At 67.3% G+C, this 11,839-nt stretch carries 9 protein-coding genes; 8 read left to right on the top strand and 1 reads right to left on the bottom strand.

The features are described 5' to 3' along the window. The first annotated feature begins 34 nt into the window (after positions 1 to 34). The 7 genes from ACFVTM_RS22000 to ACFVTM_RS21970 all read left to right on the top strand — a co-directional run bounded on the left by ACFVTM_RS22000 (position 35) and on the right by ACFVTM_RS21970 (position 9,461). Complete coding sequence (locus ACFVTM_RS22000) at positions 35 to 1,051, top strand: LacI family DNA-binding transcriptional regulator (RefSeq protein ID WP_390206273.1); 1,017 nt, start codon at positions 35 to 37, stop codon at positions 1,049 to 1,051. A 108-nt stretch (positions 1,052 to 1,159) separates the two neighbouring features. Beyond that, positions 1,160 to 2,461: an extracellular solute-binding protein gene (locus ACFVTM_RS21995; RefSeq protein WP_390206272.1), complete on the top strand. Its 1,302-nt coding sequence runs from the start codon at positions 1,160 to 1,162 to the stop codon at positions 2,459 to 2,461. Between the two features lie 13 nt (positions 2,462 to 2,474). Next, the gene (locus ACFVTM_RS21990; protein ID WP_390206271.1) at positions 2,475 to 3,455 is read left to right on the top strand and encodes a carbohydrate ABC transporter permease; all 981 of its coding nucleotides are present in this window, start codon (positions 2,475 to 2,477) and stop codon (positions 3,453 to 3,455) included. 1 nt (position 3,456) lies between these two features. Beyond that, complete coding sequence (locus ACFVTM_RS21985) at positions 3,457 to 4,422, top strand: carbohydrate ABC transporter permease (RefSeq protein ID WP_390206270.1); 966 nt, start codon at positions 3,457 to 3,459, stop codon at positions 4,420 to 4,422. A gap of 3 nt (positions 4,423 to 4,425) precedes the next feature. Beyond that, positions 4,426 to 5,520: a glycosidase gene (locus ACFVTM_RS21980; RefSeq protein ID WP_390206269.1), complete on the top strand. Its 1,095-nt coding sequence runs from the start codon at positions 4,426 to 4,428 to the stop codon at positions 5,518 to 5,520. A gap of 63 nt (positions 5,521 to 5,583) precedes the next feature. Next, entirely contained in the window at positions 5,584 to 6,648 is a 1,065-nt protein-coding gene (locus tag ACFVTM_RS21975) for a hypothetical protein (protein WP_390206268.1), read from the top strand. A gap of 185 nt (positions 6,649 to 6,833) precedes the next feature. Further along, on the top strand, positions 6,834 to 9,461 hold the full coding sequence (locus ACFVTM_RS21970; RefSeq protein WP_390206266.1) for a trehalase-like domain-containing protein: 2,628 nt from the start codon (positions 6,834 to 6,836) through the stop codon (positions 9,459 to 9,461). 31 nt (positions 9,462 to 9,492) lie between these two features. On the opposite strand, the gene ACFVTM_RS21965 is transcribed toward ACFVTM_RS21970, so the two are convergent. Then, a complete protein-coding gene (locus ACFVTM_RS21965; RefSeq protein ID WP_390206265.1) occupies positions 9,493 to 10,578 on the bottom strand; it encodes a DUF1524 domain-containing protein in 1,086 nt (361 codons plus the stop codon). Positions 10,579 to 10,759: 181 nt separating this feature from the next. Here ACFVTM_RS21965 and ACFVTM_RS21960 point away from each other — a divergent pair, with 181 nt between their 5' ends. Continuing rightward, positions 10,760 to 11,770, top strand: a complete 1,011-nt coding sequence (locus tag ACFVTM_RS21960) for a LacI family DNA-binding transcriptional regulator (RefSeq protein WP_390206264.1) — start codon at positions 10,760 to 10,762, stop codon at positions 11,768 to 11,770. Positions 11,771 to 11,839: the final 69 nt, after the last annotated feature.

Raw genomic sequence — 11,839 nt, 5'->3', positions numbered from 1 at the left:
TGCCTCAGGACCATATCCGAAAGGAACGGCCCCCATGGCAGTCACCATCAGCGATGTCGCCCAGGCGGCCGGCGTCAGCAAGGGTGCCGTGTCCTACGCCCTAAACGGTCAGCCCGGGGTCAGCCCGGACACCCGGGAGCGCATCCTTAAGGTGGCCAAGGACCTCGGCTGGAAACCAAGCCTCCGCGCGAAGGGGCTGTCCTCGGCCAAGGCCTACGCGTTGGGCCTCGTGGTGGCCCGGGACCCTTCCCTGTTGGGAACCGATCCGTTCTTCCCGGCCGTCATCGCCGGGATCGAGACCGCGCTCGCCGAGCACGATTACACCCTGGTGCTGAGCGTCGCCACGGCGCCGGGGGCCGAGGAACGCTGCTACCGCAAGCTGGTGGACAACGGCAGGGTCGACGGCGTGATCCTCACCGATGTCCGCCGCAACGACTCCCGCATTCCGCTCCTGCTCGAGCTCAAGTTGCCTGCAGTCACACTGAACCGGCCGGACGCCAGCTCGCCGTTTCCGGCCGTGTCGGTGGATGAATCGGCCGGCATCGTCGCGGCAGTGGAGCATCTCGTGACCCTCGGGCACCGCCGGATCGCCCACGTGGGCGGTGGGCAGGAGTACATCCATGGGCGGAGCCGCCGCAAGGCCTGGGAGGATGCGCTGGCCGCTGCCGGTCTCCCCTCGGACCTCTTCGCCGGCGCCGACTTCACCGCGGCGGGGGGAGCGGCCGCCACGGCCGAACTGCTCCGCCGGGCGGACCGGCCCACGGCCATCGTCTACGCCAACGATCTCATGGCCACCGCCGGGCAGTCGTATGCGCAGTCCCTGGGGCTCAGCATCCCGGGGGACCTGTCCGTCACCGGCTATGACAACGCGGAGTTCACCCAGTACTTGAACCCGCCGCTCACCACCCTGGCCACCGACCCCATGCTGTGGGGCCGGGTTGCGGCCCAGGTCCTCCTCAGCCAGCTGGCGGGGGCCCACCCCGGCGAGGACACCGTCCTCCCGGCGCCCCGTCTTCTGGTCCGGGCTTCCACGGGACCGGCCCCGGCCTGACCGGGGCCGTCGACCGAACCGAAAGCCCACCCCTGACCGTCATTTCTCTTCCCGCATGAACCCCCAACCTGGCACGCATCCGTCAGCAAACCCTCCCAAGGAGACGCAATGAAGCGCTTTTCAATTGCCACGCGAGTTTTGTCCGTGGCCGCACTGACCATCATGGGGGCGGGCCTGGCCGGCTGCGGCGGCGGCGCCAGCGGCGGCACCGCCGACTCGGCCGCCACGGCCAAGGGACCCATCAAGGTCTGGTACTCGAACAACGAGTTCGAGGTCAAGTGGGGCAAGGCCATGGTGGAGTCGTGGAACTCCGCCCACCCGGACCAGAAGATCGATGCCCAGGAGATCCCGGCCGGCAAGAGCTCCGAGGAAGTCATCGGTGCCGCCATCACCGCCGGGAACGCCCCCTGCCTGGTCTTCAACACCGCTCCCGTCGCCGTTCCCCAGTTCCAGAAGCAGGGCGGACTCGTCGCGCTGGATTCCTTCCCGGACGGCGCCCAGTACATTAAGGACCGCACCGGCGACCTCGCGGACCAGTACAAGTCCGGCGACGGCAAGATGTACCAGCTGCCCTGGAAGTCCAATCCCGTGGTCCTGTTCTACAACAAGGACCTCTTCTCCAAGGCAGGCCTGGACGCCGAGCACCCTAAGCTCGGCACGCAGGCCGAATTCCTGGACACCGCCCGCACCCTGGTGAAGTCCGGAGCCGCGGCCAACGCAATCTGGCCGTCCCCGGCCAGTGACTTCTTCCAGTCGTGGTTCGATTTCTACCCCTTCTACGCGGCCAACTCCGGGGGCGCTCCGCTCATCAAGGACGGCAAGGCCACCTTCGACAGCGAGCAGGGCAAACAGGTAGCGACCATGTTCGAAACCCTCTACAAGGAAAACCTGGCTTCTAAGGAGGTCTATCAGGGTGACTCCTTCGCCGAGGGCAAGGCCGCCATGTCCCTGGCCGGGCCGTGGGCCATCGCCGCCTACAAGGACAAGGTCAACTGGGGTGCCGTGCCCGTGCCGGCCGCGCAGGCCCAGACCGAAGGTTCCACGTTCTCGGACGCGAAGAACGTCGCGATGTACTCCGCGTGCGAGAACCAGGGAACGGCCTGGGAAGTCATGAAGTTCGCCACCAGCAAGGAACAGGACGGCAAGCTCCTTGCCGACACCGGCCAAATGCCGATGCGCAAGGACCTCCCGGCCACGTACGCGGACTACTTCGCCAAGAACCCCCTCTACAAGCAGTTCGCGGAGCAGGCCGGCCGCACCGTCGAGGTGCCCAACGTGCCCAACTCCGTTGAGGTCTGGCAGACCTTCCGCACCGCCTATGCCAAGTCCGTGATCTTCGGCAACGAAAGCATCGACGCCGCGTTCAAGGGCTCTGCCGAGAAGATCAACCAACTGGCAGCCCAGAAGTAGCTGGTGAACCCCCATGTCACTTCGCTCAGCTGACGGCGCCCCCGCCGCAGGGGACAGCACCTCCCGGGTAGGGGACCGGGGGCCAAGGGACCGGCGGCCGGCGGCCAGGAAGCGCAAGAACCTCCTTGGCCGCCAGCCCCTGGGCCTGCTGTTCAGCGCCCCGTACATCATCTACGTCCTGGGCGTGCTGGCCTTTCCGCTCGGCTACGCCGTCTACATTTCCTTCCACGACTACTTCTTCACCGCGCCGCGGGTCAAGGTTGACCGCCCGTTCGTGGGCCTGGAGAACTACATCACTGTCCTGTCGGACCCCGCGGTGCAGCGATCGTTCCTCAACATCGGCATCTTCCTGATCATCAACGTCCCGCTGACCGTGGGCCTGTCCCTGGTCCTGGCCAACGCCCTGAACCGTGTGACGAGGCTCAAGACCTTCTTCCGGGTCAGCTACTACGTCCCGTACGTCACGGCGAGCGTCGCCGTCGTCGGGGTCTGGCTGTTCCTGTTCCAGCAGAACGGCCTGGTCAACTCGCTGCTGGGGCCGCTGGCCCCGAACCCTTCGTGGCTCGTGAACTCCTGGCTGGCGATGCCCACCGTGGCGCTGTTCGTGACCTGGAAGCAGCTCGGATTCTTCATCCTGCTGTACCTGGCGGCGCTGCAGAACATCCCGGACGAGCTGTACGAGTCCGCCTCGGTGGACGGCGGCAGCAAGTGGGTGCAGTTCTGGAATATCACCGTTCCCGGCGTCCGTTCGGCGAGCGTGCTGGTGACCCTGCTGGCCACCATCACCGGCGCCAACCTGTTCACGGAACCGTACCTGCTCACCGGCGGCGGCGGTCCGGACGGAGCGTCCACCTCACCGGTGTTCCTGATGTACCAGATGGGCATCCTGCAGGGGAATCCCGATCTGGCCGCCGCACTGGGTGTGGTGCTGGTGATCGGCGTGCTGCTGATCGCCCTGATCCAGAAACGCCTCGTGGGCGGAAAGGAGGACTGACATGTCGATCCTCAACAAGGCAGCTGCGCCCAACGATGAAAACCGCGGGAGCAACAACAGCAACGACGGCGGCGCCCGCCGGCCCGGCGGCCCCCGCCTCGGCAAGCAGGCGGCCGGCGCCTCACGCGTGGACAAACGCAGGAGCCTCGGCCCGGGCAGTTTCGTGCTGCTGGCCGTGGGCGCGTTCGTCTTCCTCTTCCCGTTCTACTACATGTTCATCGGCTCGCTGCAGACCTCACCGGACACCTCGGTGGCCGGGGCGTTCCCCGACCCGGCGAACATCACCGGCGAGAACTACGCGAACATCAACAACTCCATCAACCTGCTCAAGGGCCTGGTCAATTCGGGCATCTTCACCAGCGGCGTCATCTTCTTCACCGTGGTCTTCGGGCTGCTGGTGGGGTACGCCCTGGCGCAGATGCACTTCCGGGGCAAAGGGCTGGTGTTCGGCATGATGTTGCTGGTGCAGATGATCCCGTTCCAGCTGCTGCTCATCCCGCTGTACGTGATGATCGTGCGGGACTACGGCCTGGCGGACACGTACCTGGGCATGATCCTGCCCTTCGCGATCAATTCCACAGCCGTGTTCGTCTTCCGCCAGTACTTCATGCAGCTGCCCTCCACGCTCTTCGAGGCGGCCAGGATCGACGGCGCCTCCGAACTCCGGATCCTGTGGCAGATCGCCATCCCGCTGGTGAAACCCGCGATTGTCACGGCGGTCCTGCTGACCTTCATCGGGCCGTGGAACGAGTTCCTCTGGCCGTTCCTCGTGACCAAGGACCAGTCCATCCAGCCGCTCGCCGTCTCGCTGGCGAACTACATCTCCAACATCTCCGCGACGGCGTCCAACCCGTTCGGCGCCATCCTGGCGGGCGCCTGCGTCCTCGCCGCACCCGCCGTCGCACTCTTCATCTTCTTCCAGCGCCAGTTCATTTCCACCAATATCGGCTCCAGCGTAAAGGGTTAACCTATGACCTCCCCCCAGACTTCCGCACTCCCCACCGTCCCGTTCACCCTCACCCGTGCCGGCGTCGTCATGACTCCGGAACCGGGCAACGAATTTGAGGCCGAGGGCGTGCTCAACCCGGCCAGCGGCCGCGGCGCCGACGGCGAGCTCTACCTGCTACCGCGCCTGGTGGCCAAGGGCAATGTCTCCCGCGTGGGACTGGCCAGGGTGGTTATCGAAGACGGCATCCCCACCGGCGTCGAACGCGAGGGCATCGTCCTGGCCCCCGACGAGGGCTGGGAACGCGGCCTGAACAACGCCGGCACCGAGGACCCCCGCACCACCTGGGTGCCGAGCCTCGGCAAGCACCTGATGACCTACGTCGCCTACGGCCCGCTGGGTCCGCGCCTGGCCTTCGCTTACTCCGAGGACCTGCGCAACTGGGAACGCCTGGGCCCGTGCCTCTTCGGCTACCAGGCCGACCTGTCGATGGACCTGAACCTCTTCCCGAACAAGGACGCCGTGTTCTTCCCGGAGCCGGTCAACGACCCCGACGGCGTGCCCTCCTACGCGATGCTGCACCGCCCGATGTGGGACCTCGGCTGGATCCGCGAGGGCGAGGGGGAGCACCTGCCCGACGGCGTCACCGACAACCGCCCCGGCATCTGGATCTCCTACGTTACGGTCGCGGACGTGGAGAAGGACATCAGCAACCTCGTGCACATGGCCAAGCACCGGCTCGTGGCCCTGAGCGAGTTCCCGTTCGAGGAACTGAAGATCGGCGGGGGCCCCGCCCCGATCCGCGTGGACGAAGGCTGGCTGCTGATCCACCACGGCGTCTCCGGCGAGCTCGCGAAGTCCGCGTTCGACCACCAGCAGAACGTCAACTACACCGCGGCCGCAATGATCCTCGACGGCGATGACCCTTCCAAGGTGATCGCCCGCAGCGACAAGCCGCTCCTGGCACCCGAGACCGAGGACGAGATGTCCGGAATCGTGCCCAACGTCGTGTTCCCGACCGCGATCGAGAAGATCGGCGAGCAGCTGTTTGTCTTCTACGGCATGGCTGATTCGAAGATCGGCGTCGCCAAGCTGGACCGGATTCCCGCCGCCAGCTAGCACCGCCGTCCGCGCTGCCGCCGGCCAGCAGGAGCACGCAACATCAAGAACAGGAAAACCCAGATGCAGAAAATCACCACGCAGGCACTGCTGGAGAGTTACGAGGGAGCGCTCGCATTCAGCAACCCGCTGACCGATACCATCTCCACCGAGCAGTTCTCCGCCGAGTACCCCGAGCGCCCGGAATGGGCAGTGGGCCCGTTCCGCAAGGATGATTCCCTATCCTTCCGGCAGGTCCAGGACTGGGAGGACCCCACCGGCATCGGCTGGACGGCGGATTCGATCTTCAATCCCTCCATCATGGAGCGGGACGGCAAGCTCTACCTGTTCTACCGTGCATCTCCCCGGAAGGAATCAGTTTCCAGCCGCATCGGCGTCGCCGTGCTCGATCCCGAAACCGGGTGGCAGGACAACCCTTCCAATCCGGTGATTTATCCCACGATGGACAACGAGATTCTTGGCTGCGAAGATCCCAAGGTGTACCAGGCCAATGGCCGGTACTACATGTTCTACAACGGGATCTGGACGATCGAGGGCAGCGACCAGCTGGCCGGCCAGAATTCCGATGCCTATCCCCTGGGCGAGGTTGGTTGCGACATCAATGTCGCCGTGTCCGATGACCTGATCCATTGGGAAAAGCTCGGGTTGGCGGTCCCGCACGAGATTTCGCGCTACTGGGCCAAAGGGGCCGTCATCCCGCGAAATGCCCGCGGCGAAGCCGTCAAGATCGGCGGGGACTACCTGATGTACCTGTCCGAGGGCTGCGGCGGGACCACCCACGTTGGGCGGTCCTCCGACCTGGTGAACTGGACGTTTGAGCCGCAGGAGTACCTGGACCTGGAACCGCTGGGCGGCTCACTGCACGAGGTGGCCTGCGCAATCGTCAATGAAGGCGAGCGGACCGAGCTGGTCCTGGACTTCTTCTACGGCGACGCCGACGGCCAGTTCTCCGCGGCACAGGCTCTGTATGACATCAGCGAGCCCTTCACCCAGAAAGCGGTCCACAAGGGTGGGTCGCTGGCGTGGGGCGGCCTGCTCAAATTCGGCGGAAGCTGGGTGTTTGCCCAGGGCTGGGATGCTCCCAAGGGATCCCGGGAGATGTACTTCTACCGCGCCGAGCAGGGCTAGCTGGCGGCCGCACGCCGTCCTGGTCCCGGGCTCTCATTTCGGGGTATCCCTGGCGGCGGGCAGAAGTTACATAGTTGCAACGGCCGGGACACGGATGCGAAATCGGGGGCGGAGCATACTGGAACTACGCCCTCCCGGGGACGATTCTCATGCTGGCATTGGGGACTACTCAAAGGACTCCGCGCATGCCCACTCCGCTCAACCAGTCCTTGGCTGACTCTGCCCTTTTGACCAAATCCCTACCGCTGGGCCTGCTCCGGGCCTTTGTGCAGACTGACGCCGCTGATGACGGGCTGACGCCGCAGCTGCTGGCTGACCTCAAGATCCTGGCCCGCACCCCCGGGCTGCTGGTGGCGTGCAACTACGGGGGAACGCTCTGCACGGCGGAAGGCATCTCAACCGAGACCCTGCCCCTGGCCAGCGCGGCGATCGCCCTGCGCGCGCTCGCCGCCCTGCCCAATACGCACTTCGCCATCATTTCCGGCCGGTCCCTGCGCGATCTCGCGGCAGTCTCACGCCTGCCCGCCGAGGTGCATCTGGTGGGGTCGCACGGCACCGAGTTCGACATGGGCTACGCCCACGGCCTCTCGCTGGCCACCGAGTCCGTGCTCCAGCAGACCCACCAGGCACTTGCCGAAACCATCGGGGCTTACCGGGGCATCAGCATCGAACGCAAGCCCGTCGCGGTTTCCGTCCACACGCGGTCGGCGGCGCCGGACACGGTTGACCTGGCCATCCAGAAGGCAGCAGGGATCGCCCAGGACAACGGGCTGCACTTCATCGTGGACGGCTCGGTGCTGGACCTTTCCGTCGTCGAACCGTCCAAGGCGTCCGCCCTGGAACACCTGCGTTCCGTGCTCGGCGTCAGCGCCGCCCTCTACGCCGGCGACGCGTCCAGCGATGAGCTGGCCATGGCGACACTGCGCGGGCCGGACATGGCGCTGCGGGTGGGGGAGGGGCCCACCGTGGCGAACCACAGGCTCCGGGACCCGGAATCGTTCGCCCGAGTGCTGGCGATCCTGTTCGAATTGCGGCGGGCCTGGCTTTTCGGCGAGGACGCCGTTGGCCTGGAACGGCATTCCCTGATCGGCAACGGCTCGTCCACGGCCCTGGTCACACCGGACGCGAAGATCTGCTGGATGAGCCACCCGCTGCCGGACTCGGGGTCGCTGTTCGCCCACCTCCTCGGCGGCGACGCGGCCGGCCACTTCTCCGTAGAACCGGTGAAGTCCTCGCAGGTCCTGGGCCAGCGCTACGTGGACAGCACCATGATCGTGGAAACCCGCTGGGCCGACGTGACCGTGACGGACTACCTGGAGCCTGCCCCGGACGGCATCACCAGCCTGGTCCGTGTGCTGTCCGGCACCGGCGCGGCGAGAGTCGTGTTCGCGCCGCGGCCGGACTACGCGAATGCCCCGTTCAGCATGGAGTCGCGCGGCGCGGAGCTGCACGTCGTGGGCACCGCGGACCCGATCATTCTCCGGGCGCCGGGCGTGGATTTTTCCGTTACGTCGGACGGCCGGCACGCCACCGCCACGTGTGAAGTCGACCTGCGGGATGGGCCGGTGGTCCTCAACCTGCGCTGCGGCGACACTGAACCGCAGCCCGCGGTGCCCGACGACGAGACGGGGCGCCGCGCCGCCGTCGCGCATCACTCGCGCCGCTGGGTCCATGAGCTGCAACTGCCCGGCGTCAAGCCGTCGCTGGTCCGCCGGTCCGCGCTGGTGCTCCGGGCCCTGGTCCACGAACCCACCGGCGCTGTGCTGGCCGCCCCGACCACCTCGCTGCCGGAGGGAATCGGCGGGACCCGGAACTGGGACTACCGGTACTGCTGGCTGCGGGACGGGTCCATGACCGTCAACGCCCTCGTGGACCTTGGCTCAACGGCCGAGGCGGAGGGTTTCCTGGCGTGGCTGGGCCGGATCCTGGCCCACGCCCCGGGCCCGGAATGGCTCCATCCGCTATACTCGGTGACCGGGGCGCCGCTGTCCACCGAGGCGATCATCGAGAGCCTGCCGGGCTACGCGGGATCCCGCCCGGTCCGGATCGGCAATGCCGCCGACCACCAGGTGCAGCTGGATGTGTTTGGCCCGGTCGCCGAGCTGATCGACGCCCTCAGCGCCCGCCAGGGCGTGCTGTCCGACGCCCACTGGGAACTGATGGTCCAGATGGCCGCGGCCGTGCTGGCCCGCTGGCATGAGGCGGACCACGGCATCTGGGAAGCCAGGAGGGCGCCGCGGCACCATGTCTACACGAAGGTGATGTGCTGGGTGGCGCTGGACCGGGCGCTGCGCACGGCCGCCCGGCATGGCCGGGAACCAGTGCCGGCCTGGGAGCCCGCCGCGGCAAGGATCCGGGAGGAAGTCCTGCACGAAGGCTGGGACGAGACCGCGTACTCCTACACCGTGGCGTACGACAGCCCGGACCTGGACGCGGCCGTGCTGCATATCGGTCTCTCCGGCCTGCTGGACGTCAACGACCCCCGCTTCCTGGCCACCGTCACGGCGGTGGAGCGGGAACTGCGGGTGGGGCCCACCGTTTTCCGCTACCGGTACGACGACGGCCTGCCGGGCTTGGAGGGCGGCTTCCACATCTGCACGACGTGGCTGATTGAGGCCTACATCGCCGTGGGCCGGATCGAGGAGGCCTGGGACCTCTTCGACCAGCTGGTCAACCTGTTCGGTCCCACGGGGTTGCTGCCGGAAGAGTACGATCCCGGCACGGAAACCCACCTGGGCAACCATCCCCAGGCGTATTCGCACCTGGGTTTCATCCGCTGCGCCCGGCTCCTGCACGAGCACCAGAGGAACTGACCGCCGCTGTTGGTGCTCTACGCAGGCTGCGCTACTCGCAGCCGACGCCGTCCCCGTCGCGGTCCAGCTTGGCGCTGTACCCCGGCTGGCCGGCGCGGATGGGGGCAGCGCCTGCGGCCCGGACCGCGGCGCAGTTCGCGTAGGACACTGCGGCAGCAGGTGCCGGGGCGGGCGCCACCTGGACTTGTGCGGGGGCTTGCGCCGGGGCCGGTGCCGCAGCCGCCGGCTGCTGGGCGGCTTGTGCCGGCGCGGCATGCGCCGGAGAGGCGGCCGGCTGGTTGGTGGGAGCCACGGCGTTGGGGCAGTCCGACAGGACCCGTGCTATGGCATCGTGCTCGGCCTGGGTCACCCAGAGCCCGTAGCTGGATTTCACCGAAATCTGGCGGGCAACGTAGTCGCAGCGGTAGGACTTGTTCGGCGGCAGCCAGGTGGCGGCGTCGCCGTCGCTCTTGCTTTGGTTGGCCGGGCCGTCCACCGCCAGCAGGTTCAGGGGATCGTTGGCGAAGGACAGCCGCTGCGCCGGACTGAGCTGCTGCGCGCCCTTCTGCCAGGCGTCGCTGAGGGCCACGACGTGGTCGATCTGGACCGCGGTGCTGGTGGCGTTGCCGCGCTGGAAGTTGATGGCGGTGGCGGTGTAGGGGTCGGCCAGGACCCCGGAGAGCACCACGCAGTCCCGCGTCCCGGGCCTGAGCGCGAGGGCCGTGAGGTCGCGGCGGAGCATGTCGTTGCGGGTGTCGCAGCCGTTATGGTCGACGTCGGACCACGCCGGGCCGAACTGGTCGCGCGAATAGCCGGTTTTCGGCGCTCGGCCCTTGACGGGCAGGGTCGCCAGCACCTCGAGGGCCTTGCTGGCAAAGGCTGGCTGCTGGTGCGGCGCGGCGACGCCGGGACCCTCGACGCCGGGGGTGGTCTCGGGATCCAGCGGAGCGCTGTCCAGTCCGGCTGACGGGGCAGCGGGGGAGCTCGCGGCGGGGGAGCCATTGGCGGCGGCCGGGGCCGTCGCAGGGCTGGCGCAGGCCGTGGCGGAAACCAGCAGCAGCCCCGCCAGCCCGGCAGCGATCCAGTCGACTGGGCCAATCTTCCGGCCGTGTACTGGGCGTGGTCCGAGGCTGTGCAATGTGCGTTCCCTATGTTCTCGCTGCTGATCCGTGTGCGGTCCGCTGGAGTCGACGGACCGCCTCCAGCCTAGCGGCGCCTCTAAGGTTGGACCGCCCGGCCACGCCGGTCGCCGTGGCGCCGCGGATCGTGATTCGGGGCGGCATTCGCCGTTGGCTCGGGCGATCGCGCAGAATAGCCCCATGACTAAAAGCAACGCGCGAATGCCGCGGCTTGAGGATGTGGCGGAACGCGCCGGCGTCTCGCACCAGACCGTGTCCAGGGTGGTCAACAGCCACCCCAATGTCAGCAAGGCCACGCGCGAGAGGGTGGAGGCGGCCATTGCCGAGCTGGGTTACCGACGCAACACTGCGGCACGGAGCCTGGTGACCCGGCGGTCCCAGACTATCGGGGTCCTGGCCAGTGAGCTCTCCCAGTTTGGCCCGGCCAACACACTGCTGGGAGTTGAACAGGCAGCCCGGGACGCCGGCTATTTTGTCAGTATCGCGGCCCTGAAGTCTGTCACCCGCGAAGCGATCTTCGATGCCGTCCGGCACTTCATGGACCAGTCCGTCGACGGCATCGTGGTGAGCGTGCCGCATTCCGAAACGCTGCTCGCCCTGGCGGAACTGAAGGTCGACGTGCCGGTGGTGGCGGTGGGCTCATTGGGAAATGAAACCGTGAGCGGCGCCAGGGTGGACCAGACACGTGGTGCAGAACTCGCCGTCGGCCATCTGATTGAGCTGGGCCACCGGCGGATCGGACACATCGCCGGACCGCAGGACTGGATCGACGGCGTGGCGAGGGCCGAAGCGTGGAGCACCGCCTTGCGTTCCGCGGGTCTTGAGGACGATCTCCTGATGACCGGCGACTGGAGCGCCGGTAGCGGTTACGAGATTGGCAGGAAGTTGGCTGCCGAACGCTCGGCCACCGCGATTTTCGTGGGCAACGACCAGATGGCGCTGGGCCTGCTGCGCGCATTCAATGAAGCAGGCGTCCGCGTGCCCGACGACGTCTCCGTGGTCGGTTTCGATGACCAGCCGGAATCGGGCTACTTCACGCCGCCGCTCACCACCGTCCGCCAGGACTTCGAGGAACTCGGCCGGCGCTGCATTGACATCATGCTGGCCGCAATCGACGATGGCGAAAGTGTCAGCAGTACCGTCGTGGAGCCAGAACTGGTGGTGCGTCAGAGCACCTCCGCCCCGGCCTGAGCCCCGGTTTTCGCTACCTGATCCGGCCGTAGCTGGTAAGCTAATTGTTAGCGCTAACTAAGGGGGGGG

It is taken from the genome of Arthrobacter sp. NPDC058130 (assembly GCF_042884475.1).
GTDB lineage: Bacteria > Actinomycetota > Actinomycetes > Actinomycetales > Micrococcaceae > Arthrobacter.
Note: the sequence above shows the minus strand (reverse complement) of the source record. Positions and strands in the feature narration are given on the sequence as shown.